Origin of the sequence: Novosphingobium guangzhouense (assembly GCF_002896965.1) — a bacterium.
In the GTDB taxonomy this organism is placed as follows: domain Bacteria; phylum Pseudomonadota; class Alphaproteobacteria; order Sphingomonadales; family Sphingomonadaceae; genus Novosphingobium; species Novosphingobium guangzhouense.
Map to the genome: position 1 here is coordinate 105750 of NZ_LYMM01000029.1, position 24966 is coordinate 130715.

The following is a 24966-nucleotide window of genomic DNA, read 5'->3' on the forward strand; positions in this document are numbered from 1 at the left end:
ATCATGAACATCGCCCTCCTCCTCGAAATGGCGGCCGAGGCCGCGCCCGATCGCATCGCGCTTGTCTGCGACGGCAAGCGCTGGACGTATTCGGACCTGCTTGCCGCAGCGCGCGGCGCTTTCGCCATTATCCAGGACAGCGGGGCCGACTATGTCGCCCTGCTTGACGAAAGCAGCGAGGCAGCAGTCATCGCGGTCTTCGGCGCGGCGCTGGCCGGTGTGCCCTATTGTCCGCTCAACTATCGCCTGCCCGATGCCGACCTTGCGGCACTGCTGGGCCGCATTGCCCCGGCACTGGTCATCGGCGACGAGGAGCGGGTGACGCGCATCGCGCAGGATCAGGGCCACACCATCCTTTCGCGGGAGGAGTTCACCCTCCAGACCCAGGAAACCGTGCCCGCGGACGACGCGCGCGAATACGATCCCGGTGAAGGCGTTGCGATCCAGTTGTTCACCAGCGGCACCACAGCAGCGCCCAAGGCAGCGATCCTGCGCCATTCGAACCTGCTGGGGTATATCCTGGGCACGGTTGAATTCGCTGGCGCCGATGAGGCCGATGCCGCACTGGTCGTCGTGCCGCCCTATCACATTGCCGGGATATCGGCGCTGCTGTCATCCATCTACGCCCAGCGCAGGATCGTCATGCTCCCCAGCTTCTCTCCAGAAGGCTGGCTGGCTCTGGTGCAGGCGGAGGCCGTGACGAATGCGTTCGTCGTGCCAACCATGCTTTCGCGCATCATCGAAGCAATGGACAATGGCACCACTGCCGAAATCGCGTCCTTGCGCGCGATCGCTTACGGTGGAGGCAAGATGCCGCTGGAAGTGATCCACAAGGCGCTTGAGCGTTTCCCGGCAGCAGGCTTCACCAATGCTTACGGACTGACGGAAACCAGTTCCACCGTTGCCCTGCTCGGTCCGGAAGACCACCGCCAAGCGCTGGCTTCCTCCGACTCCAAAATCCGCGCACGCCTGACTTCTCTGGGCAAGCCGATACCCACCGTGGAAATGGAAATCCGTGGCGATGACGGCCGCGTAATGCCCGTTGGCGAGGCTGGAGAGATCTACGTCCGCGGCGAGCAGGTATCGGGCGAGTACAAGGAAAAGAGCGCGCTGGATGCCGACGGATGGTTCCCCACGCGCGATGCCGGCTACATGGACGAGGAAGGCTATCTGTTCCTGTCCGGCCGCGCGGACGACGTCATCGTGCGCGGGGGGGAGAACATGTCCCCCGGCGAGATCGAAGACGTGCTGCTCACGCACCCAGCCATCGCCGACGCTTGCGCCTGCGCGATCCCTTCGGTCGAATGGGGGGAGGCCGTGGGCATCGCCGTGGTCACTCGCGATGGGCATGAAGCACCGCATGAGAACGAGTTGAAAGACTTGGTCCGTCAGCGCTTGCGATCCTCACGCGTACCCGAAAAGGTCGCTTTCGTGACTGAACTCCCCTACAATGAAATGGGCAAGCTGCTGCGCCGCAAGGTCAAGGATGTCCTTGCAGGCTGACCTTTCCGTTGCTGCGCCCGCGATCCCCCTGGCGCGATGGGCAGACCGGCAACTGCGGGCGATGCACGCGACCTACGGCCTTCCAAGGATCGACGGTTCTGCCCTGATGGGAGAGCGCGGCGATCACGGAGGTTACGTAATCAACGGCACCACGTCCGCAGGCATCGGCGGCAGCCGGCTTATGCGCACAAAAGATGGCGGGTGGTTTGCGCTTACCCTTATCCGCGAGATAGATCGCGAACTGCTGCCCGCGCTTTTCGGCGATGCCGCCGTCAACTGTGATGACTGGACCGCTATTGCAGCAGCTGTGCTGCAGCACGACTGCGCCGACCTTGTCCGCGTCGGACGCGTTCTGGGCCTGCCAGTTGCCGGCATCGACGAAATCCCCGCTTCGCCAGCGATACAGTTCATGCAACGTGGACCGAACAGATACGGGCCGAACAAAGACGGGCCGATCCGGCAAAAGCCGCTGGTCATCGATCTGTCGGCGATCTGGGCCGGGCCTCTTGCCGGGCACTTGCTGTGGCAGGCCGGGATGGAGGTCATCAAGGTTGAAAGCCTTACCCGGCCCGATCTGATCCGCCGGGATGACCCTGCCACGTTCGAACGTATCAATCAGGGCAAGGCCAGCGTCCTGATCGACTTCGCGGACGAAGGACAGAAGGCTGCGCTCGTATCCCTGATACGGGGCGCGGACATAGTGATCGAATCCTCGCGCCCACGCGCCTTGCGCCAGCTTGGTATCGATGCCGATGCTCTGGTCGAGACGACGCCCGGCCTTGTCTGGCTCTCGATCACCGGTCATGGTGCAAGCGGTGAACCCGCCAACTGGGTCGGCATCGGCAACGACTGCGGGGTTGCAGCCGGCCTGACCCGCGCCATGGCCGACGCGGGAGGGGGCATCGGCTACGTCGGAGATGCGATCGCAGATCCGCTCACCGGCATCGTTGCGGCACGGGAAGGGCTTGCCGCCTATCAACGCGGCACAGCCATTCGCATCGGGCTGTCCATGAGCGGCATCACAGCCCTTGCTCTGCACGAGGAACAAAAGCACGATCGCGCCATGATCGACAGCGAACTCCGCGCCTGGGGGCTGGCATCCGGATGCCGGTTTCCTCCGGTGTCGAGACGCGAAATCCAGGGCACCCTGCAGCCCATCGGGGCGGATACCGAACGCTATCTCGGCGCATTCGAGCGATGCTGATCCGCAACGCGGAGATATGGTCCGGCGGTCCGAACCGGACTTGCGGCGATGTTCGGGTCACCGCTGGGCGAATTGCGGAAATCGGCGCCCTCCCCCCTTTGCCGGGCGAAGAAGTAATCCACGCTGGCGGAGGGCTGCTGCTGCCGGGGCTGCACGATCACCACATCCATCTTGCCGCACTCGCGGCACAGCAATCCTCTGTGTCCTGCGGTTCACCACAAGTCACTGACGCGCAGCAATTGGCGCTGGCCCTGAAAGTGCCGGGCACCGGATGGCTTCGCGCGGTCGACTTCCATGAAAGCATTCTCGGCGGAGCCTTGCCGGACGTCGCCGCGCTGGACCGGCTGGTGCCCGATCGGCCGCTGCGCATGCAGCATCGTACCGGCCGGATGTGGCTGCTCAATTCGCGCGCGCTGGAAACGCTGCTGGCAAACGCCGACGCGCCGCCAGGCCTTGAGCGTGACGGTGACCGCTATACCGGCCGGCTGTTCGACGAAGATCAATGGCTACGTAAGGCGCTGGGCAGCACGCTGCCTGACTTTGCCGGGACAAGCGAACGCCTTGCCCGTTTCGGCGTCACCGGGCTGACCGATATGTCGCCGCGCAACGACCCGTCCGTGGCGCAGCATTTCGCGCAGCAAATCGCGAACGGACATCTGTTGCAGTCAGTCACGCTTGCCGGGACGCTCGCGCTGGCAAAGGGCCTGCCTGCCCCCTGCACACTCGGCCCGGTCAAGCTGCACCTGCACGAGAACGCCCTGCCTGATTTCGACGAAACGCTGGCCCTGATCCGTGCCGCCCGCGCGCAACGTCGGGCAATCGCCGTTCACTGCGTCACCGAAGTCGAACTGGTGTTCACGCTGGCACTTCTCGAGACGGCAGGATGCGTCCCCGGCGATCGTATCGAGCATGTCTCTATCGCGGCGCCTGATCTTGTCGAACGAATGGCTCGGCTGGGGCTGGCGGCCTGCGCCCAACCACATTTCATCGCCGAGCATGGCACGCGCTATCTTGCCGAAGTAGAACCGCATCACCACGCCGACCTCTATCGTCTGCGTACGCTGATGAACGCCGGGATTGCCATCAGCGCCGGGACCGACGCGCCTTACGGCAACCCCGACCCTTGGCGCTCGATGGCCGCGGCGGTCAGCCGGCGTACCACGAACGGCGTAGTCATCAGCGCACAGGAAGCCGTTTCCCCCGAGAAGGCGCTTGGCTTCTATCTGGCAGATCCGGCCGATTTTTCCCGGCAGCGCAGCATTGAGCCGGGTTCCATCGCTGACCTTTGCCTTCTCGACAGGCCCTGGTCGCAAGCGCGCACCCGGCTGCGCAGCGACGACGTAAGCCTTGTCCTGGCAGCGGGCAAGCTAATCTACCAGCGCGTCGACAAGGCCCCATTCAAGCGCCTTGCCGGCGCTGATGCGCCGGCCTGACAAGACCATGAGCGCAGTACGCTGGCGCCCGATCCGACGGGTCAACGAAACGCAACCACCGGCTCCCGGAAGGATGCCCATCGCAAGTTCGGGCAACTGAAACCACGAACGGCGCGTTGCCGTGATATGCGAGGCAAAGGCTGCCAGCTCAAGCCCTGCCCCCACACAAGCGCCATCGATCACCGCCCGAAAGCGGTCTGCGCATCGCGCCGCCTCGTTTGCCGGGAGCGTGGCCCGTCTGATGGCGTGAGCAAGCGCCGGGTCGCGCGTGGTGCCGAATTCGGCAAGGTCCGCGCCAAGGCAAAAGGCACGCCCGGCCCCTTTCAGGGTAATCGACGTAATCGTCGGGTCGAGGTTCACCAGTGCGAAGGCTTCGTGCAAGGCATCCCGCATTGGCCGGTCAATAGCGTTACCTGCGTCTGCGCGATCAAGCGTGGCGATCACCGCATCCTCCTCACGAGTCAATCCAACCCGTCCCTGCGGCGCCAGTGGTGATGACCGTTCAAGGCCCGAAAGCCAGCCCTGATGCTCACTGCTGCCTTGCAACGCCGCATAGGCAAGAGATTCGGCGACAAGCCCATCCTCGACAGTCAGTGCAGGCAGAAACCGCAGCAACTGAACCAGAGTCGCGGCAGCGTGTGGGAACGCCTGCACAGAGCCTCGTACCTTAAGGACGTCAAACCCCTCCTCCACCATTGTATCCAACCTGGAGGAAAATGTATGGTTGGGATCACCGATGCCCAACACCGGCCAGGGCGGCAGCATCAGGGTATCCGGCCAGACGCACGGCCTAGCGCAATCGACAATGCAGGCAGGAGCGGTCTGCGCGAATCCGTTCAAGGCAACCTCATCAGCCGGAACAGTCAAATTCTCTTCTATTCCGGCTGACATATATACTCTGCCTGATTCTCCTTCACCCTCTGCAGGCATGGCGCAATCGCGCAATCTTGACCAGTCCCGGCGGGTGACCTCACCATCACCAAGCCCCGGAAATCCGCCGGATCCAGCCCTCTTCTCAGAGCGCCATGCCCGTCTCGTCCAAATTTCATTTCGTATACACAAACGGCGCTTGATGAACACCGATGTTGATGCTAACCAAAGTCAGCAAAAAACGAGAATGACTCAGTTATCTGGGCAACGACTCGGGGATTGAGGCAAGGCTCGACGCTAACGATCGAGTTCATCAACCACGCGAGAGGGAAGGAGAGACCTCATGGCTGGCAAGGCATCGTCATCGAACAAGGCAAAGATCGCACGCCGCGTGATCGAGGTACTGGAGTACTTCGACGACGCGCACCGCGAAGCAACCGTCATGGACATCGTGCGCCGGTACAACCGGCCGCAGTCGAGCACCTCGGAACTGCTTTCAAGCCTTGTCGAACTGGGACTGCTTCACAAGGATCCCTATTCGCGTGCCTACAGCCTGACGCCCCGCGCGGCGCTGATCGGCACGTCGGGCCAGCCGGAACTGGTACGTGATGGTCGTATCGTGCGCCTCATGGATCGCCTTGTGGCGCAGACCGGTCTGTCCGTGGCACTGCATTCGATGGTTGGCCTTGATGCGCAGATCGTGAACTGGCGTCATGGGCCGCGTGCCCCGGCTGCCACACGCGAACTGGCGGGCGGCGTCAAGGAGCCGCTGGCTCGCAGCGCGCCGGGCTGGCTGATGCTGTCCACCGTCGCTCGCCAGCGGTGCGAAGGAATGGTGCGCCGTCTTAATGCCGAAGCGGCAGAGCAGGACAAGTTCGCCTTCTCCGAAATGATGGCGCGCATCGATTCTTGCCGCGATCCGCGCCACCTGTTCGGCCCGGCCGGTTTCGCCACCGGCGCCGACGCGCTGAGTGGCCTTGTCCCGCGCCAGCCGGAAGGCCACCCGCTTGTCGTCAGCATCGTTTACGGAAAGGACGACAAGGTGCACCCCGAAGCTCTGTTCCAGTGCCTGCGCGACGCCATGCGTGCCTGCCTTCCCGACCCTATGGCGCATCACCCGCAGTCAAGCGTCGAACAGTTCTCGCACGCCGCCTGACTTTACCCATTCCAACGGAAAAAGGCCCCGCGAGCAGTCTCGCGGGGCCTTTTTTTTTCTTTACTCAGGCGCTCAAGCCTCCTGACCGGCCATTCGGTTCAGGCGATCGGCATCTTCGTGGCGCATGAACATCTTCATGATATCGCCCGAAGTGACGGGGCGCACTTCACCCTCTTCCAGCGGGCGTTCGCCCAGCGAGGATTTGGGACTGGTATCGACGCCTGCGGCTGCCGCTTTCGCCCGTAGCGCGCCAACCGTCAGATCGGCTCGCGCATGGTGTCTGAACGGATCGAAGCGGAACCAGCGCATCGCATTGAGATGCGTGATCTTGTCTATCTGACTGTCTGTAAGGTGGTTGATCGTCGGCCAGAGCCGCTCGGGCACTTCGGGCCAGAGGGTGTCGGAATGCGGATAATCGCATTCGTAAGCGATGTTGTCCTCTCCGATGAAGCCGATGTTCTGCAGGCCGAACGCATCGTCGATGAAGCAATTCAGGAAATGGCGCCGGAACATCTCGCTTGGCTTCAGGTCCTGGAAACGCGAATGAGTCCAGTACTTGTGGCGGGAGTTCGAGAAGTCCGCGCGCTCGGTGAAGTAGGGCACCCAACCGATCGAACCTTCCGACAACGCGATGCGCATGTCGGGATATTCGTGCAGCGCCTCAAGCTGCAGCCAGTCGGAGGCGGCATAGGCGATGGTCATCGGCATGGTCGAAATCCATGCCTCGATCGGCGTTTCCATCGAGGCATGCGGCGCCGGGTTGCCGCCACCGATGTGGATGCAGATCGTCATGTCCAGTTCGTTGATGGCCTTGTAGAACGGCTTCCAGTATTCGTTGTGGATGCTCGGCAAGCCCTGGCACGTCGGGTTTTCGCTGATCGAGACGGTATGGCACCCCTTGGCGCTTACGCGTTTCAATTCGGCGACGGTGGCTTCCATGTTCCATGTCGGCAGGATGGCACAGGGGATGAAGCGCCCCGGATGCGCGCCGCACCATTCATCGATGTGCCAGTCATTGTAAGCACTGACATGCTTCACGGCGAGGTCGCGATCGGGCACGCGATGCAGGCGTCCGCCCGCAAAGTCGAACACCGATCCGAAGTTCAGCGAGGCCGCGATGCCGTTGACGTCCATGTCCTTCACGCGCTCGTCCACCATGTAGACGCCATCGCGAAGCTGGTCGAGCGAGGTCGGCTCCATGCCGTATTCCTCGAACGGGCGACCGACCACGGCGTTAAGCGCCACAGAGGCGAAGCTTTGCCCCTGATAGACCCAGACATCCTTGCCGTTTTCATCCTTCACCATCTTTGGCGCGGATTCGAGCAGATCACCGGACAAGTGGTTCCTGAACATGTCCGGCGGTTCGCTGATGTGGTCATCGACGCTGATGATGACCATGTCGTTCATTTCCATCTCTCGTCTCCCTTGCGTTTCGCCGGTGCTTCTTCCCGCTTCTGTTTTGCCCGCGAGACTATCGTTCCCATGTCTTGCTAGCCACACGCGCGCGCCACCCATCGCTTGTGCGATTGGCGCTCTCGTTCGCTCGCCGCATCGCGCCCGCGATTGCGGTCGGGGCCGGATTGAACGCCTTTCGAACCTGTGTTCAGGACCATGGAGAAGCAAAACGATAAGCTCCGGGAAAGCCTGACATGAACTTCGACCTCACCGACGAACAGGAAATGATGCGCGATACTTTCGCGCGCTTTCTCGACGAGCATTCAAGCATGGTCCGCGTCCGCAAGGCGCAGGAAACGGATGGGTTCGACCCGGCACTCTGGCACGGCCTTGCAGAGCTTGGCGCCTTCGCCATGCGGGTGCCCGAAGACGCGGGCGGCATGGACCTTGGCCTGTTCGATGCGGCGCTGCTGATGGAAGAAGCCGGACGCACGCTTGTCTCCGGCCCTCTTGCAGAAGCGCTGGTCGCCGCGCGCCTCCTTGGCCAGCTTGGCGGGCAGGAAGAACTGCTTGAAGCCGTGATCGGCGGCGAGGCTGTGGCGACGATCGCCATGCACGATGCTGCGCAGCACACCAAACAATGGATCGCAGGCGGGGCCGTGGCGAAAGCCGTGATCGCGCGGCAAGGTTCGGATGTGGTTCTGATCACGCCTGCCGCAGCAAAGGCGGAAGCCAACCTTGCCACCACGCCGATCGCAGAGATCGACCTGGCTGCAGGTGAAACGGTCATCCTCGGTTCGGGCGAAGAAGCGCTCGCGCTATTTGCAGCCGCGCTGGAAGAGTGGAAACTGTATATGTCCGTCGCCTTGTCCGGGATCGGGCGGCAGGCGTTGCAGATGGCGGCAGTCTACGCCGGAGAGCGCAAGGCGTTCGGACAGCTGATCGGCACCTTCCAAGGCATTTCGCACCCCCTTGCCGACCTTTTGTGTGATGTCGATGGCGCCAAGTTCCTGGCGTGGAAGGCGATCCGCGACATCTTCGACAATTCGGACGAAGCCGCCGCGACGATCTCGCTCGCCTACTGGTACGCCTGCGATGCTGCCGCGCGGTCCGTCGCGCAGGGCCTGCACACATTTGGCGGCTACGGCCTTTCCAATGAATACGATGTCCATCTCTACAATCTGCGCGCCAAGGCGTGGCCTCTGGTTGCGGGCGATCCGGCGCTGGCGCTGGAAGAGGCCGGCCGCCGCCTCTATGCGGGTGAAACCGTGCCCCTGCCCGCTTCCGGCGAAGTTCCGCTCGACTTTGACCTTGGTGACGAGGCCCGCCAGGTCTGCGCGGAAATCGCCGACCTGTTCGCCACCAAGGTGACGCCTGAACAGAAGGCCAGGTTCCACTACTCCTGGGAGGGGTATGTGCCCGAAGTGCACAAGATGCTGGCCGATCACAACCTGCTGTTCCCCGGCCTGCCCGAGCACTTGTCCGGCCGCAACATCACGCCCTATGCGCGCATCGCGGCGATGGGCGAAATGGAACGACAGGGCTACAACACGCCCGGCGCGAACGTCGCTGCGATGGTCGCGATGATGATCGACAAGTACGGTTCAGACGAACTCAAGGCCGAAGTGCTGCCCAGGATCGTGGGCGGGGACGTGCTGTGCTCTCTGGGCTATTCGGAACCCTCGTGCGGTTCGGACGTCTTTGCCGCGCAGTGCAAGGCGACGCAGCTTGAAGACGGTTCCTGGCGGATCGACGGCACCAAGATGTGGACCAGCGGCGCCAACCTTTCCAGCTACGTGCTGATGCTGACGCGGACCAACCCGGATGTGCCCAAGCACAAGGGGCTGACGATGTTCATCGTGCCCCTCAAGACCGAGGGCGTGACGGTGCAGGCCGTTCACACCTTCCAGGACGAACGCACCAACATCACGTTCTACGATGGCGTCGTCATCCCCGATTCCTGGCGTCTGGGCGAGATCGACGGCGGCACGAAGACGATGAGCGCCGCGCTTGAGCTGGAACACGGCGGCGGCTTCTCCAAAGTCATGAAAGCGATGATCGAGGCCGCAGAGGAAGTCACCGGCGAACTTGGCATCCTGGGAGAAGTGCGCACCCAATGCCGGCTTGCCCGCAGCGTGGCGCATCTGTGGATCTCGGACATGCTGACCTACCGCGCACAGTGGTCCAGCATCGAGAAGAAGCCCAACCACGCCTTCGGCCCGATGTCCAAGATGTATTCCTCCGAGAAGTTTCTCAGCGACAGTCGCGATCTGCTGGACCTGACGGCGCCTCTTTCTCTGTCCAAGCGCGAAGGTGCGGTGGCGCTGCTCAACCAGTGTTACCGCCATGCAGCCGGCACCACGATCTACGGCGGCACCAGCGAAGTGCATCGTTCGATGGTGGCCGAACGCGGGCTTGGCCTGCCGCGCACCCGCGGGTGAGGAGATGACGATGACCGAAAAAGCTCCGCACCTGCTGACCCAGGAAGTCGACGGCATTCTGATTGCCACGCTCAACCGGCCCGACAAGCTCAACGCCATCAGCCGCGAGATGATGGATCTGCTGACCGAGGCCGTGCTGCGCCTGCGCGAGCGGGAAGACCTCAAGGTCATGCTGATCCGCTCTGCCGGGCGCTATTTCAGTTCGGGCGCCGATTTGCGCGGTGGCAACCGCAACATCGTCTCTGATGCGAATGTCGCAGCCAATTCCGCCAGCAAGATCCGCGAGAACCACCGGCTCAACCTCAACAACATGCAGCAGCTCTGGGACGAGATAGAGCATGTCGAAAAGCCGATCGTCGCTGCCCATCACGCAATGTGCGTGGGCGGCGGGCTGGAGATGAGCCTGTCGTGCGACTTTCGCCTTGCCGCGAAAAGCGCCGCCTATGCCTTTCCCGAGGGGCTTTTCGGCGTGTTGCCGGCGTCGGGCGGCGTATCTCGGCTCACGCGGATCTGCGGGCCGCACTGGGCGCGCTGGCTGATCATGGCGAACAAGCCCGCCAGTGCCGACATGGCCTTCACCATGGGGCTGGTGCATCAGGTCTACGAGGATGAGGCGTTCGACGCGGAGGTGATGGATTTCTGCCGACACCTGGCGAAGCAGAATGGGGAACAGATGGGCGCGGCCAAGGTGGCTATCGAACTCTGCGCCGAACTTGGCCGCGATTCCGCACGCCATGTCGAGCGTATGGGGAACAGCGGCCTGATGCTGAACCCGGACTACATCAAGGGCATGGAAGCCTATCTGAAGGGAGTGGGTGGCAAGGGAAAGTGAGGGGCCGCCCCCTTCCCTCCCCGTTCATAACGCCCTGGCATCGCTGATGGCGAATTCCATCAGCCTTGCCCCCGGCACAAGGTAGCGATCCTCGCTCAGTTCCGGCTCGATACCGACGAGCTTGCGCAATTCCCTGTCCGTAACCAGCGTCACGGATCGTTCGATCCCGATCATCACCATCGTCGCCATGGAGGTGTGCGGCCCAAGGCCGACCGGTTCCTCTCCCATCTGCCGCACCAGTAGCGCAATGATCGGACGGCTGGAACGGATGCGGTGCTTCATCATCCGCGCATCCTGCTGGTCCGCCAGTGCATTGCGCATGTGCAGCAGGCGCGAATGCCGCGCCCAGAAACCATGGTAGGCGCGCACGAAAGCGTAGCAGCGTGCATAGAGTTCTTCGTCAGGCCAGCGTCCTTGCACCAGCGAAAGGTAATCGTCCTTCGCAGTGGCCATCACCGGATCGAGCACCGCCAGCAGCAACTCGGTCATGTCGGTGAAGTAGTTGTAGACCGAGGTCATGCCCAGCGACGCCGCTCGCGCCACGCGGGCCAGCGTCACCGGCTCTTCCGAAGCCTCGATCAGTTCGATCGCCGCCGCAAGAATGCGCTCTCGAGTCACCCTGCCCTTGCGGCCGAGCCGCTGGCCATTGAGATTGTGGCTGATCGCCCCGCAGGCGGTGGTCACCGCCTCGGCAAGCGGCAACGGCAGGGCCGCGAAATGATCGCTATCGCCAGCCCCGCCGTACATTGTGCCTCAGGCGGCTTCTACCTGACCGACGGGCCAGGCAAGCATCTTCACGTCGGTGAATTCCTCGATCCCTTCAAGGCCCCATTCACGGCCCATGCCGCTGGCCTTGAAACCACCGAAGGGAATATCCCCGGCGATGCACATGCCGTTGTTCACGCTCATAGATCCGGTGCGCACCTTGCGGGCGATGGCGATCGCGCGGTCATGGCTGCCCGACACACCGCCTGACAGGCCATAGGAACTTTCGTTGGCGATGCGCACTGCATCGTCGTCATCCTCATAGGGAATGACGACCAGGACCGGGCCGAAAATCTCTTCCTGGGCGATGCGCATGTCATTGGTAACGTCCACGAAGCACGTCGGCTCCACGAAATATCCACCGCCCTTGTCCGGGCGGATGTTGCCGCCTGCCAGCAGCGTGGCACCTTCTTCCTGACCAAGATCGATGTAGCCCTTCACCCGCTCCATCTGCCGACGTGACACGACCGGCCCCATGATGTGCGCGGGATTTTCCACGTCGCCCCAGTTGTCGCCAAAATTGCCGTAAGCGCCCTTGAGAATGGCCTTGGCTTCCTCATAACGGCTGCGCGGAACCAGCAAGCGCGAATGGACGGCGCAGCCCTGCCCGGCGTGGAACACCAGCATCGACATCGCCACGTCCATCGCGAAATTCGGCGCATCGTCGAGCACGATCTTGGCCGACTTGCCGCCCAGTTCCAGGAACACCCGCTTGAGGGTGCCCGCGCCCTGCTCCATGATGCGCTTGCCCACGCCTGTTGAGCCCGTGAACGAGATCAGGTCCACGCGCGGATCGGTGACCAGCATTTCACCCGCAAGCGCCGGATCGGCGCCGAACACCACGTTGATAACACCGTCGGGAAAGCCTGCTTCCGCCGCCAGTTCACCAAAGATCGCACCCATGCCGGGCGTGTCCGGTGCGGGCTTGAGGATCACCGTGCATCCCGCCAGCAGCGCGGCCACAACCTTGCCGATATTGACGTAGAGCGGGACGTTCCACGGCGTGATCGCACCGACGACGCCCACCGCCTCGCGCACGCCGATGCGCTTGTGGATCATGCCGAAGGCCGGCTTTTCGCCGTAATCCTTCTCCCATTCCAGCTTGTTGAACACGGCCATGTAATCGTCCCAGCCATCGATCGCCATGCCGACATGGGCGCGCCCGACCGCGCCTTGCGCCGCCCCTGCCTCATGGATCGCCAGCTGCGCCAGACGGGGACGTTCGCGTTCGAACAGTTCGCGGTACTTCTTCACCAATGCGACGCGCTTTTCGACATTGGTGGACCAGTCGGTCTCGTCAAATGCGTGACGGGCGGCGGCGATCGCCGCATTCACGTCATCGGTTGTGGCGTCGGCAGCCTTGCCAACCGGCTCGCCGGTCCAGGGGCTGATCACGTCGAAAGTCGCGCCGGAACTGGCGCCACTCAGCTTGCCGTCGATGTAGAGCCTGGCGTCGGGAAGAGTGGTCATTGTTCTTGTCCTTGGCAAAATGGGTTCAGGCCCGAATGGTCAGATCTTGCGTGCACCGATCGAGATATGGCTGACGCGCACGTCCGGCGGCAGGTCGATCACAGCGCGGAATACGCCGGTAGGCGAAGCCGAATGCGAGATCGGCCGCGCCCGCAGGTCGATACCGTTCTTCGCGCAGCCCATATGGAAGCGCATCGCCGCATCCCGATCCCAGTTGGGCGAAGACTTGCCTTCATCATACATCGGCCCCGCGCGCAGCAAGGCAACACGGATACCTGATTCCTCCAGCTCTGTTTCCAGCGCCGAAGTGAACATCTCCAGCCCGGCCTTGCTCGACTGGTAGAGCGACAGCATGACGAAGGGCACCGCCACCGACTCGCTGCCGACATTGATGATAAGCCCCCCGCTTTCCATCATCGGGATCGCCGCGCGGCAGCAGTATATCGGCCCCTTGAGATTGGTGTTCAGGATGCTGTCGATCTGCTCGTCCGTCGCCTCGGCCACGGTGAAGGGTTCGTAGATCCCTGCGTTGTTGATCAGCACGTCGATCCGGGGGTGCACTTCGGCAATCCGCGCGAAGGCCGCGCGCACCGATCCCGCATCAGCGACATCGCATTCCACCGCCATGGCCGGCGCGCCCAGTTCGTCCGCCAGGGACTGCACCTTGGACAAGGTGCGTCCAAGCAGGACCACGGTTTCGCCTTCGGCGGCAAAACGCTGCGCCAGAGCCTTGCCCAGCCCAGCCCCGGCGCCTGTGATCACGATGGTCTTGCCCACGCTTCCTCCGCTCCCTGCCGCCCGATAACTTCGCGGGTCGGCTTCTACACATTGCACCATAGCCGCTCGCCAGAGCGCCGCCTATCGCGACGCCACCCGCCGGGGCGATGAACCGCGCGAGCCGATCAGCCCGCAGGCTGCTCCACATCGAGGATAAGACGCGTCAGCCTCTGCTCGGCGATCTTCCAGCCTTGTGCCGTGCGCACGCACGTTTCGTGATAGTGACCATAGCCGGTCAGGGCGAAGTCATCCCTGATAACGCGGTCCTGCATCGCCCAGACAACCTGCGCCCGATCCCCGTCGATCTCGATCTGGGGCGAATGGATGTGATGCGCCGTCTTCGCGCCCGCCAGCGCGGCGCTGACTTGCGCCACGAATATATCGCGTCCCTGTTCCCGAGTTCCGCCGCTGTCGGTCGTGTCGAGCACGCAATCGACTGTGAAAAGCTGCTTCCAGCCTTCCCAGTCCTTGGTGTCGAGCAGGCGGCAATAAGCGGCCTTGAGGTTGCAGATCGCCAGCCAGTCGGCAAAATCCGGGACCGCCACCGTCAGGCGTCCGCCAGCCGCTCTGCCGCCAGCTTGCGCAAGTCGGCGGTCTTGATCTTAGCGCTGCCGGTCGTCTTGAGATCGCCCTCCGCCACGAACAGGATGCGCCTGGGCAGCTTGTAACTGGCGAGCTTTTCCTTGGCGAAATCGCGGATCGCATCGGCACTGGGGCTGGCCCCCTCCACCGGCACGATGCACGAGACGACAAGTTCGCCCAGCAGTTCGTCAGGCACGCCGACCGTCTGCGAAACCTTCACTTCGGGATGAGCGCGAATGACCTCGTCAATCTCAAGCGGGGATACGTTGGCGCCGCCGGTCTTGATGATATCGTTGAGGCGGCCTTCCCAGAACAGGCGACCTTGCGCGTCGACGTAGCCGCCGTCCGCGGTGCGCAGGAAACCGTCGCCGTCGGTCGATTCGTCAAGCGGGATGCCGATGTAGCCAAGCATTACCGTGGCGCCCTTGACCGCGATCTCGCCGCGTTCGCCAAGCGGCATCGTGGAGCCGGTCAGGGGATCGACGATCTTGATCGTCGAACCTGCGGTGGGGATGCCGTGCGACTTGGCCGCGATCGCTTCCGGCGTGCCCGCCGGGAACACGGTGATCAATGTGAAAGTCTCGGTATTTCCGTATGCCTGCCCCGGTTCGCGCCATGTGGTCGAAACCGTGGGCTGGCGCGCGATCGGCATGTTGGCATCGACATAGACCAGCGCGGACAAGTCCACGTCGCGGTAGTTCGGCGCGGCTTCCAGCTGCGGCCATTGGTGCGGCCAGGCCAGCGCCATGTTGGCGCGCTCTGCCGCCATGAGGTCAAGCGCTTCCACCGCGTCGAACCAGCGCTGCAACACGAGCGTCCCTCCGCGTGACAGCGTGCCGCCCAGCGCCGAGGCGAAGTTGCCCGACCAGAAGAAGCCGTTCGCGGACCATGTGCGGGCGGGAAGATCGTCCCGGATCGCGTACCACTGCGGCCAGCGCCACAACTGCAGGCACACCCCGCGATGCGCACTGAGGATGCCTTTCGCCTTGCCGGTCGAACCAGAGGAAAACAGCAGGATGCCGGGATCGGACGGGGCCACGGCATCGCTGGCCGCCAGCACCAGCTCTTCGGATACCGTTTCGCCGCGCGCGCGAAATGCCGCGAACGTCTCTATCATGCCGTGCGGCGCATCGCTGTCTATCATCGCCGCATAGCGCAGGAAGGGAAACTTGCGCGAGGCGAGCGTGCCCGGCCTTGCGGTCAGGACTTCAGGCTCCAGACCCGCGAGCATCTCGGCGAAGTCCTTCTTCAGAACCGCGCGCTCTAGCAGCAGCACCGACACGCCCGAAGCCTTTAGCACCACTTCGAGTTCGGCGGGAGTGAAGAACGTGCTGATCGGGGTTGCCACGCACCCAGCCAGCGCCGCACCGAACACGGCGGCAAGGAATTCGGGCCGGTTGGTCATCAGCACGCCAACGCGCGTTCCCTTGCCGGTGCCCAGCGCCAGCAGTGATTTCGCGACTTCCAGCGACCGGGCATAAAGATCGTCGTAGGTCCAGCGGATCACCTCTCCGTCAAGGTGGATGACCGCCGCCTCACGCGGGCCGTAGCGTGCCGTGACTTCACGCACGTAGCCGCCCAGCGTCAGCGCGCCGATGCCCTGTTCCTCATCCAGCGGAATGCCGTGGACAACGGAAAGGCCGTCCACCACCTTGACCGAACCCGTCATGTCCATCCTCTTCTTTATGGCGAAGCGGCGGGCACGCACCCGCCGCTTTCGCGATCAGGCGTTCACGTCGACGATGAAACGGCCCTTGACCTCACCCGACATGAACTTCTTCGCAGCGTCGACCGCATCGCCAAGGCCGATCGTCTGCCCGATGGTGTCGAGTGCTGCAGGGTCGAGGTCTTTCGCAAGACGATGCCATGCCTTCAGGCGCTTCGCCTTGGGCGCCATGACGCTGTCGATGCCCAGCAGCGCCACGCCGCGCAGGATGAAGGGCATGACGGTAGCGGGAAGGTCCGCGCCCTGCGCCAGACCGCATGCCGCCACCGCGCCGCCGTACTTCGTCTGCGCGCAGGCATTCGCAAGGGTGAAGCTGCCCGCAGTGTCGACCACGCCCGCCCAGCGCTCCTTCTGCAGCGGCTTGCCCTTTTCGGAAAGTTCCGCACGGTCGATGACGGTTTCTGCGCCGAGCGCCCTGAGATAGTCAGCCTCTGCGGGCTTTCCGGTCAGCGCGGCAACCGAATAGCCCAGCTTCTTGAGGATCGCGATCGCGACTGAGCCGACGCCGCCGGTGGCGCCGGTGACGAGCACTTCGCCCTGATCGGGCGTGACGCCCCAGTCCACCAGCGCATCGACGCAAAGTGCAGCGGTATAGCCCGCCGTGCCGATCGCCATCGCCTGCGCCGGAGTGAAGGCCGCAGGCAGCGGCACCAGCCAGTCACCCTTGAGCCGCGCCTTCTGCGCCAGACCGCCCCAGTGGACTTCACCCACGCCCCAGCCGTTGAGGACGACGGTGTCTCCGGCCTTCCAGTCGCCATGGCTGCTTTCGGTCACGGTGCCGACAAGATCGATGCCCGGCACCATCGGAAACTTGCGCACGACCGGCGAGGCGCCGGTGATCGCAAGCCCGTCCTTGAAGTTCAGCGTGGAGTAGGCAACGTCAATGGTCACGTCGCCTTCGGGCAGCGCGCTTTCGTCCAGCTGCTGCAGGCCGACGGTCTGGCCTTCTTCGGTCTTGTCGATGACGATGGCGGAAAACATCAGGTGCACACTCCTTCTTCGGCCCGATACGGGGTCGAACTCGCCATCCGTGCTGACGGGTTCGGACCCCATGCGTCAATGCCATCAGGACATGGCATCGCGGAGGCGAAATGGAAGTGCGCGGGCGTCATTTGCCCGGACCGGCGAAAGGGCTGGTCGAAGCCCCCTCGCAGTAAACTTCAGTTGCTTGAAGACGCAGCCTCTTCTTCGGCCTCAAGCCGCGCCGCCACTTCGGGGAAGCGCGCGGCGTTCATCGACCCGTACATCGACAGGCGCAGGATTTCGTGGCTGAAGCGCTTGGTCAAAGCGTTGCGCTCCTCTTCGTTCGCGGCATGGGCGCGCGCGAAGATCGGCCAGAAAAACACGCCCGCAAGGTTCATCACCGAAAACACTTCGGCATCGATCCCCGGCATCGCCAGCTTCGTATCGGCAAACCGCTGGAGCGATCCGGCATATTCGCGCCAGAAAGGGTCCTGGCTGGGATCGGGAGAGGCCAATACCTGCTGCAGCCAGACCCGGCAGATCTCGGGATTTTCCATGGCGAAATCGCACAGGCGGTCAGTCAATGCCGCCGTGTCGACTTCCTCCACGCGGCGATCGCCAATGGTTTCGGGATCGCCGAAGACGGCGCGGAAAAGCTTGTCGGAAACCCATTCGATCGTCGCCTCGATCAGCTTTTCGCGCGTTTCGAAGTGCTGGTACGCGGTGCCCCGGTTTACCGCCGCGAGATGCGCCACCGCGGAAAGGCTGACGCCCTCCAGCCCGTCCTTGGCAAGCAGGTTGCTTGCCGCTTCGAGGATCGTCTCGCGCGTCGCGATCGGGTCCCTGACCCGGCGCCTTGTCCTCGCTTCCATCACAGCCCCTTCATGCCCGGCCCCTAATGCCGGGAAAGCGGTCGGCTATAGCGAGGCGGTCATTGAACAGCAATGTTGACTGAGATGTGATACACAATCGATAGCAACATATCGTCGTCCCGGCATTCACCGGGACGACGCATCGATCACACCAGCGCTGCAACCTCGCGCAGAACCATCTCGGCGTGTTCCTTCCGGCAGATCAGCAGGTCCGGCATGTAGACGTCGCTCTGGTTGTAGACGAGCGGCGAACCATCGATCCGAGAGACATGGAGCCCCCAGCCGAGCGCCACGGCGGCAGGGGCACAGCTGTCCCATTCGTACTGCCCGCCGGAATGCAGGTAGATGTCCGCCTGCCCCAGCAGGATCGCCATCGCCTTGGCCCCGGCAGAGCCCATCGGCACCAGTTCCGCGCCGATCGTCTCGGCTACGCTGGTGGCCTCCCTGGCCGGGCGAGTACGGCTGACGACCATGCGCAGCTTGTCGGGCGCGGGTGGAACTTCGCCCGGCTGGTCGGAACGCAACACAAGATCCGCTCCTGGTAGCGCCACCGCGCCCAGCACCGGCTTGCCGTCCACCGCAAGGCCGACATGGACGGCCCAGTCGGACCGCTCCTCGCCGTATTCGCGGGTGCCATCCACCGGATCGACGATCCACACCCGGCTCATCGACAGGCGCTCGGCGTTGTCCTTCTCCTCTTCGGAGAGCAGGCCGTCTTGCGGGCGCTGTTCGCGAAGGGCGTGGCAAAGGAACTGGTTGGCGGTCTGGTCCCCCGCCTTGCCCAGCGCCTTGCCCCCGAACAGTCCGGAGGCACGCACGCTGAGCAGGATCTTGCCGGCCTCGTCCGCCAGCTTTGCCGCGAGATCGCCGTCGGTATAGGTCATCAGGCGTCTCCCAGCAGGGTGTTGACGATGATGTCAGCGGCTTCCTCGGGCGAGACAACGGTGGTGTCGATCCGCACTTCGGGATTGCGCGGCGCTTCGTAGGGGCTGTCGATCCCGGTGAAGTTCTTCAGTTCGCCAGAACGTGCCTTCTTGTAGAGGCCCTTGACGTCACGCGCTTCCGCAACCTTCAGAGGGGTATCGATGAACACCTCGATGAACTCTCCATCGGGCAGCATCGAACGCACCATCTCGCGGTCCGCCTGGAACGGAGAGATGAAAGCGGTGATCACGATCAAGCCCGCGTCGGTCATCAGCTTCGACACTTCGCCCACGCGGCGGATGTTCTCGATGCGGTCCGCCTCGGTGAAGCCCAGATCCTTGTTCAGACCGTGGCGCACGTTGTCACCGTCGAGCAGGAAGGTGTGCCGGTTCATCCGGTGCAGCTTCTTCTCGACCATGTTGGCGATGGTGGACTTGCCCGAACCCGAAAGGCCGGTAAACCACAGCACCGCAGGCTTCTGGTTCTTGAGCCCCGCGTGCTGCTTGCGATCGATGTCGACCGCCTGCCAGTGGACGTTCTGCGAACGGCGCAAGGAGAAGTTGATCATGCCCGCCGCCACCGTGGCATTGGTCATCTTGTCGATCAGGATGAACCCGCCCAGCGCGCGGTTGTCTGCGTAAGGTTCGAAGACCACCTGCTTGTCGGTCGTCAGTTCCGCCACGCCGATCGCGTTGAGGTCAAGCGTCTTGGCCGCCATGTGCTCCATGGTATTGACGTTGACGGTGTACTTGGGCGCGGCGACCGTGGCCGAGACAGTCTGCGTACCAAGCTTGAGCCAATAGGCACGGCCCGGCACCAGCGCCTCGTCGGCCATCCACACGAAAGTCGCTTCGAACTGGTCGGCCGTCTGCGGCGGATTGTCGGCAACGGCAATCACCGACCCGCGCGAGCAGTCGATTTCATCTTCGAAACACACCGTAACCGACTGGCCGGCCACGGCTTCGTCCAGATCGCCATCATATGTTACCACACGGGTGATCGTGCTGGTCTTGCCCGAGGGCAGAACGCGGATCTTGTCGCCCGGCTTGACCGATCCGGTCGCGATCAGGCCCGAGAAGCCCCGGAAATCAAGGTTCGGACGGTTCACCCACTGCACCGGCAGGCGCAGCGGCTTGTCGGCATCGACCGAGGACAGAACCTCCACGCTCTCCAGATGCTCAACCAGCGTCGGGCCGGTGTACCACGGCGTATTTGCCGAAGGCGTGGTGATGTTGTCACCCTTAAAGCCGGAGATCGGCATCGCGGTGAAGCTTTCGATCCCGATCGACTGCGCGAACTCGGAATACTCGGCAACGATATCGTCGAAGACCTTCTGGTCGTAGCCGACAAGATCCATCTTGTTGACCGCAAGCACCACGTTGCGGATGCCGATCAGGTGGCACAGGTAGGAATGGCGGCGCGTCTGCACCAGCACGCCCTTGCGCGCATCGATCAGGATCACCGCAAGGTCGGCGGTAGAGGCGCCGGTCACCATGTTGCGGGTGTACTGTTCGTGACCGGGGCAGTCGGCAACGATGAACTTGCGCTTCTCGGTGTTGAAGAAGCGATAGGCCACGTCGATGGTGATGCCCTGCTCACGCTCGGCGGCAAGACCGTCTACCAGCAGTGCGAAGTCGATCTCCTGCCCCTGCGTGCCGACCTTCTTGGAGTCCGACTGGAGCGCGTCCAGTTGGTCCTCGAAGATCATCTTCGAATCGTAGAGCAGGCGGCCGATCAGGGTGGACTTGCCGTCATCGACGCTGCCGCAGGTAATGAAGCGCAGCATCGTCTTGTGTTCGTGCTGGACGAGATAGGCGTCGATGTCCTCGGCAATCAGCTTGTCGGTGACGTAGACGGCTTCCTTGGTGTCGATATCGGCCATCAGAAGTACCCCTGCTGCTTCTTGACTTCCATGCCGGCACCGCCGGCGTCCTTGTCGATGGCGCGGCCCTGCCGCTCGCTGGTGGTGGTGAGGAGCGTTTCCTGGATCACTTCGGGAAGCGTCTTCGCCTCGCTCTCCACCGCGCCCGTCAGCGGGTAGCAGCCCAGCGTGCGGAAGCGGATCGAGCGTTCGACCGGCACCTCGCCTTCCCTGAGCGGGAAGCGTTCGTCATCGACCATCAGCAGCATGCCGTCGCGCTCCACGGTGGGGCGCTTGCCTGCGAAGTAGAGCGGGACGATGGGGATGTCGTTCAGGTGGATGTACTGCCAGATATCCAGCTCGGTCCAGTTGGAGATCGGGAACACGCGGATCGATTCCCCGCGTGCCTTGCGGGCATTGTAGAGGTTCCAGAGTTCCGGACGCTGGTTCTTCGGGTCCCAGCCGTGCGAGGAGGTGCGGAACGAGAAGATACGCTCCTTGGCGCGGCTCTTCTCCTCATCGCGGCGGGCGCCGCCGAAAGCCGCATCGAAGCCGTACTTGTCGAGCGCCTGCTTGAGCCCCTCGGTCTTCCACATGTCGGTGTGAAGCGCGCCGTGGTCGAAGGGATTGATGCCCTTCTCCGCTGCTTCCGGGTTCTGGTAGACCAGCAGTTCCATGCCGCTGTCGCGGGCCATCTTGTCGCGCAGTTCGTACATCGCCTTGAATTTCCACGTGGTATCGACGTGGAGCAGCGGGAACGGCGGCGGCGAAGGATAGAACGCCTTGCGCGCAAGGTGCAGCATCACGGCGCTGTCCTTGCCCACCGAATAGAGCATCACCGGCTTTTCGGCTTCGGCAACGACTTCGCGGATGATGTGGATGGCTTCGGCCTCGAGTCTGTCGAGGTGCGTCAGGGTTTTCATCAGGATCTCTGGTCCTTTGGCCTTCGCAGGGTCGCCCTCTTGATGGGCTCGAATCGCTCTTCGCAAGGATGACAAATGCGAGAACCTCCCATATGGGAGGAAGGTATGGCGCTTACATCGACAGACGAGACAGATTTGCTGCTGCCGCTGATAGCGGGAGTTGGCGATGCGGCTCAGTTCCGGGAGTTTCTGGAGCGGCTGCGTCGCCGCAGCGATGCCGAATACGTGAGCATCGTGATGAAGCTGGGCGACGGCGTGCATGCACAGATCACCGACTTCCACGCCGGGAGAGACTTGCGCAGCGAAGCACGCGAACTCGACCCATTCGAGATGCATGCGCTGGAACGCCTGCATTACGACCAGTTGCGTCCCGGCCGTGTCTACAGCGTAGGGGAGTTCGTCGATCACGACCCCGTCTTCCGGGCCGAGCGCATGGCCAAGATGTCCCGCCTCGGCATCGCGGATGAACGGGTGGTACGTCTGCCGGGGGTGCTGGGCACTGACGCCTGGCTGATCCTTGCCCGCGCGAAGCCGTGCGAGGCGGCGGACAGCGCCCTGCTTTCCGCGCTGGCGCCTTATGTGGGGGCGGCGCTGCGCAGTTACGTGACGCTGGAGGACCATCGCATCCGCGCCAGTGTCAGCACGCAGGGCATGGCCCGCAGCGCAACCGCGTGGATGGTGTTCGACCGCGACGCGCGGCTCTACGGCATCGACCTGCGCCTTGAAGCATGGATGCGCGCGAACCTTGGCTATGCTCCGCGCGTAGGCGATCGTCTGCGCGATATCGGCGTACATGCCGAGCGTGAACTGGCTGCGGCGGCGGTAGAGTTCACCTCGGACGCACCGCCGCCGCCGCGCGCGGTGATGCTGCATGAAGCGCCGCGTCTGGAGGCACTGCTGACCACCACCAGCGACATGCCGCGCCCTTCCATGCTGGCGCTCTGCCGTCTGCCCAATGCACGCACTCCTGAAAGTGTGGAGCGGCTGGCGCAGTTGTTCGACCTGCCCCCGCGCGAAGCGGAACTGGCGATCGCGCTCAACGAAGGACACTCCATCGCAGAAGCCGCCGACCGGATGGGCCTGACGCTGGAAACCGCGCGCAACTATTCCAAGCGTCTCTACGCCAAGCTGGGGGTGCGCGGACAGGCCGAACTGGTCCGGCTGGTGAGCGACAGCGTGGCGGTGATGGGGTAGATCAGCCCCAGAGCGCGGTCGCCGCGGCCAGACCCTGTTCTCCGCGCCCGCCCAGTTCGGCGGTCAGCAGCTTGAGGCGATAAGTCCACAAGTGCAGCGGATGCTCCAGCGTCATGCCCATGCCGCCAAGGAACTGGTGATAGTCGTAGCACACCCGCTTCGCCGCATCCTGCGCATGCAGCAGGGCCAGCGCGGCGTCCCCCGGATCGCCCGTCCCCGCCGCGCGCAGCGCCAGCCAGTAGACCGAATTGGTCATCACCTGATCTTCTGCCAGCCGATGCCGCATTGCCTGGAACGTCGCGAGCGGACGGCCGAACTGCTTGCGCTCCGACACGTAAGTAACCGTGGCAGCCAGAGCAGCCCCCAGCAGCCCCGCCATCTCTGCCGCGATCGCGACGCGCCACGCGCGCAGGACTTGCGCCGGGTCAGCCTCATGCGTGGCCATGCGGTCCGGCAGGGCGGTCAGGAAAGCGACTGGATAAGCATAGAGCGTATCCTCCTGCGCCGGTGCGATCATGCTGTCGTCCGCCGTGAAACTGCGCACGCCCGATGGTCCCACCACCACAATCGTAGCGCCGGGGCGCAGAAAGCGCACAGGGCCTGTGACACGCCCCTCTTCGACAAGGCACAGCGGGCGCGGCAATTCGGCATCGATCAGCGGGCGCACGAAGGACGATGCCGCCGCCTCCACCGCGAAGGGCAGCCGCGCCAGCTTCTCCACCACCAGTGCAGCGGTAACGGGGCCAAGTTCCTCGACCGCCATGACGTCGAGAAAGCCGTTTTCCAAGAGTTGCGCGTCAAGATCGGCGCTCTCCAGCGCCAGCGATACGTCGTGCAACGGCACCCCTGCAAAGGGCCGCGCAAGGCTGTCGATGAAGTCGAGAACCTGCCGCTGGTCCTCGTTGAGAGACAAGTCCATCAGCGCGGCTCCCGAGGCAGTTCCAGCACATCGCTGGCGATGATGTTGAGCTGGATTTCCGCAGCCCCCGCAGCCACCCCGGCAACGATGCCGCGCTGATGGTGCATCTTGAGGTAGGGTGAAGCGCCTGCAAGCGCTTCGGGCAGGAATTCGACCACGAATTCGCACACCGCCCGTTCGGCCATGACGGTGGCGTAACGCGCGGAACTGGATTCCGCACCGATCGCAAGGCCATCGACCCGCTTCTGGACGACCGCATAGTTCGCAGTACCCGCCGCTTCGCACAGAGCCGCGCAGCGCGCCGCCTCTATGCGCACGTGTTCGCGGGTGAAGCGTCCCTGCCCCTGCAGCATCGCCACTCCGCGATCGAGCGCCGCGCGCGCCAGCGTGAAGCGCGGAATGCCGAGACGTTCATTGCGCAGCGAATAGGCGACGATCTCCCACGCCTGCCCTTCCGCCCCGAAGCGCGCCGTTTCGGGCACGGTGACATCGTCGAAGAAGACTTCATGGATGTCCCCCTCCCCGATCAGTGAGGGGATCTGGCGCACGGTGATGCCGGGGGTATCCATCGGCACGAGGATGATGGTGATGCCCTTCTTGCGATCATCGCTGGTGCGCGTCAGCAGGAAGCAGGTGTCGGCAAGGCCTGCGTAGCTGGTCCAGATCTTCTGGCCGTTGATGACGTAGTTGCCGTCCGTCAGCGTCGCGCGGGTGCGCAGCGATGCAAGGTCCGATCCGGCGTCAGGCTCGGAAAAGCCCTGGCACCATAGCGATTCCCCGCGTGTGATCGGTTCCAGATAGCGCGCCTTCTGTTCCGCGCTGCCGTACTTTTCAAGCGTGGGGCCGATCCAGTTGACGTTCATGTACTGACCGCCGCGCGGCTCACCCGCGATCCACATCTCTTCGGACAGGATCTGCTGTTCCCACGGGCCCAGCCCCTCTCCGCCCATCTCCACCGGCCAGTGCGGGAACAGGATGCCCGCTTCGGCCAGCTTCACGCAGAATTCGCGCGCGAACGCGGTCAGCGCCGGGGATGCCGGGCCATGTTCGGAGAACTTCTCCCAGTCATCGGGAAGGTTGGCGTGCAGGAAGTCCCGGATCTTGTGCCGGAACGCGTCCTGCTCGGCGGTCCATTCGAATTGCATCGGGGCGGCGC

At 63.6% G+C, this 24966-nt stretch carries 21 protein-coding genes; 7 read left to right on the forward strand and 14 right to left on the reverse strand.

Features of this window, described 5'->3' with window-relative positions; translation table 11 throughout:
* The first annotated feature begins 3 nt into the window (after window positions 1-3).
* Genes A8V01_RS09765 through A8V01_RS09775 form a run of 3 tightly spaced genes read left to right on the forward strand, consistent with a single transcriptional unit; the run spans window position 4 to window position 4140 of the window.
* On the forward strand, window positions 4-1503 hold the full coding sequence (locus A8V01_RS09765; RefSeq protein WP_103095655.1) for a class I adenylate-forming enzyme family protein: 1500 nt from the start codon (window positions 4-6) through the stop codon (window positions 1501-1503).
* Window positions 1487-2707 carry a CoA transferase gene (locus A8V01_RS09770; RefSeq protein WP_103095656.1) on the forward strand — a complete coding sequence of 407 codons (1221 nt, stop codon included), beginning with the start codon at window positions 1487-1489 and terminating at the stop codon, window positions 2705-2707. Before A8V01_RS09765 ends, A8V01_RS09770 begins: the two co-directional genes overlap by 17 nt.
* Window positions 2701-4140 (forward strand): amidohydrolase family protein, encoded by a 1440-nt coding sequence (locus A8V01_RS09775; protein WP_103095657.1) that lies wholly within the window; start codon window positions 2701-2703, stop codon window positions 4138-4140. The genes A8V01_RS09770 and A8V01_RS09775 overlap by 7 nt, the downstream gene beginning before the upstream one ends.
* On the opposite strand, the gene A8V01_RS09780 is transcribed toward A8V01_RS09775, so the two are convergent.
* Window positions 4075-5220 carry an enoyl-CoA hydratase/isomerase family protein gene (locus tag A8V01_RS09780; protein ID WP_245892404.1) on the reverse strand — a complete coding sequence of 382 codons (1146 nt, stop codon included), beginning with the start codon at window positions 5218-5220 and terminating at the stop codon, window positions 4075-4077. The genes A8V01_RS09775 and A8V01_RS09780 overlap by 66 nt on opposite strands.
* A gap of 133 nt (window positions 5221-5353) precedes the next feature.
* Between A8V01_RS09780 and A8V01_RS09785 the strand changes: the two genes are divergently transcribed.
* Entirely contained in the window at window positions 5354-6166 is an 813-nt protein-coding gene (locus A8V01_RS09785) for a helix-turn-helix domain-containing protein (protein ID WP_103095658.1), read from the forward strand.
* Window positions 6167-6238: 72 nt separating this feature from the next.
* Here A8V01_RS09785 and A8V01_RS09790 read toward each other — a convergent pair whose 3' ends face one another.
* On the reverse strand, window positions 6239-7579 hold the full coding sequence (locus A8V01_RS09790; RefSeq protein ID WP_103095659.1) for an amidohydrolase family protein: 1341 nt from the start codon (window positions 7577-7579) through the stop codon (window positions 6239-6241).
* Window positions 7580-7815: 236 nt separating this feature from the next.
* Between A8V01_RS09790 and A8V01_RS09795 the strand changes: the two genes are divergently transcribed.
* Together A8V01_RS09795 and A8V01_RS09800 are read left to right on the forward strand one after the other, a co-directional pair.
* Entirely contained in the window at window positions 7816-10002 is a 2187-nt protein-coding gene (locus A8V01_RS09795) for an acyl-CoA dehydrogenase family protein (RefSeq protein WP_103095660.1), read from the forward strand.
* Window positions 10003-10012: 10 nt separating this feature from the next.
* Window positions 10013-10834, forward strand: coding sequence for an enoyl-CoA hydratase/isomerase family protein (locus tag A8V01_RS09800; RefSeq protein ID WP_103095808.1), 822 nt, complete (start codon window positions 10013-10015; stop codon window positions 10832-10834).
* A 24-nt stretch (window positions 10835-10858) separates the two neighbouring features.
* Here the strand turns inward: A8V01_RS09800 and A8V01_RS09805 are convergent, their stop codons facing one another.
* The 10 genes from A8V01_RS09805 to cysD form a co-directional block, all read right to left on the reverse strand.
* A complete protein-coding gene (locus A8V01_RS09805) occupies window positions 10859-11581 on the reverse strand; it encodes a TetR/AcrR family transcriptional regulator (RefSeq protein WP_103095661.1) in 723 nt (240 codons plus the stop codon).
* Between the two features lie 6 nt (window positions 11582-11587).
* Complete coding sequence (locus A8V01_RS09810) at window positions 11588-13069, reverse strand: aldehyde dehydrogenase family protein (RefSeq protein ID WP_103095662.1); 1482 nt, start codon at window positions 13067-13069, stop codon at window positions 11588-11590.
* 39 nt (window positions 13070-13108) lie between these two features.
* Window positions 13109-13846: an SDR family oxidoreductase gene (locus tag A8V01_RS09815; RefSeq protein ID WP_103095663.1), complete on the reverse strand. Its 738-nt coding sequence runs from the start codon at window positions 13844-13846 to the stop codon at window positions 13109-13111.
* Between the two features lie 125 nt (window positions 13847-13971).
* The gene (locus A8V01_RS09820) at window positions 13972-14391 is read right to left on the reverse strand and encodes a nuclear transport factor 2 family protein (RefSeq protein WP_103095664.1); all 420 of its coding nucleotides are present in this window, start codon (window positions 14389-14391) and stop codon (window positions 13972-13974) included.
* Window positions 14392-14393: 2 nt separating this feature from the next.
* Window positions 14394-16097 carry a class I adenylate-forming enzyme family protein gene (locus tag A8V01_RS09825; RefSeq protein ID WP_211294994.1) on the reverse strand — a complete coding sequence of 568 codons (1704 nt, stop codon included), beginning with the start codon at window positions 16095-16097 and terminating at the stop codon, window positions 14394-14396.
* A gap of 54 nt (window positions 16098-16151) precedes the next feature.
* Window positions 16152-17135, reverse strand: coding sequence for an acrylyl-CoA reductase (NADPH) (acuI, locus tag A8V01_RS09830; RefSeq protein ID WP_103095810.1), 984 nt, complete (start codon window positions 17133-17135; stop codon window positions 16152-16154).
* A 179-nt stretch (window positions 17136-17314) separates the two neighbouring features.
* Entirely contained in the window at window positions 17315-17989 is a 675-nt protein-coding gene (locus tag A8V01_RS09835) for a TetR/AcrR family transcriptional regulator (protein ID WP_103095665.1), read from the reverse strand.
* A 146-nt stretch (window positions 17990-18135) separates the two neighbouring features.
* Window positions 18136-18873 (reverse strand): 3'(2'),5'-bisphosphate nucleotidase CysQ, encoded by a 738-nt coding sequence (locus tag A8V01_RS09840; RefSeq protein WP_103095666.1) that lies wholly within the window; start codon window positions 18871-18873, stop codon window positions 18136-18138.
* Window positions 18873-20795, reverse strand: coding sequence for a sulfate adenylyltransferase subunit CysN (gene cysN / locus A8V01_RS09845; RefSeq protein ID WP_103095667.1), 1923 nt, complete (start codon window positions 20793-20795; stop codon window positions 18873-18875). Before cysN ends, A8V01_RS09840 begins: the two co-directional genes overlap by 1 nt.
* The gene (cysD, locus tag A8V01_RS09850) at window positions 20795-21697 is read right to left on the reverse strand and encodes a sulfate adenylyltransferase subunit CysD (RefSeq protein WP_103095668.1); all 903 of its coding nucleotides are present in this window, start codon (window positions 21695-21697) and stop codon (window positions 20795-20797) included. The genes cysN and cysD overlap by 1 nt, the downstream gene beginning before the upstream one ends.
* Window positions 21698-21772: 75 nt before the next feature.
* Between cysD and A8V01_RS09855 the strand changes: the two genes are divergently transcribed.
* Complete coding sequence (locus A8V01_RS09855) at window positions 21773-22891, forward strand: helix-turn-helix transcriptional regulator (RefSeq protein ID WP_245892405.1); 1119 nt, start codon at window positions 21773-21775, stop codon at window positions 22889-22891.
* Between the two features lies 1 nt (window position 22892).
* Here A8V01_RS09855 and A8V01_RS09860 read toward each other — a convergent pair whose 3' ends face one another.
* Together A8V01_RS09860 and A8V01_RS09865 are read right to left on the reverse strand one after the other, a co-directional pair.
* Window positions 22893-23810 carry an acyl-CoA dehydrogenase family protein gene (locus A8V01_RS09860; RefSeq protein ID WP_103095670.1) on the reverse strand — a complete coding sequence of 306 codons (918 nt, stop codon included), beginning with the start codon at window positions 23808-23810 and terminating at the stop codon, window positions 22893-22895.
* The gene (locus A8V01_RS09865; protein WP_103095671.1) at window positions 23810-24955 is read right to left on the reverse strand and encodes an acyl-CoA dehydrogenase family protein; all 1146 of its coding nucleotides are present in this window, start codon (window positions 24953-24955) and stop codon (window positions 23810-23812) included. The genes A8V01_RS09860 and A8V01_RS09865 overlap by 1 nt, the downstream gene beginning before the upstream one ends.
* Window positions 24956-24966 lie beyond the last annotated feature (11 nt).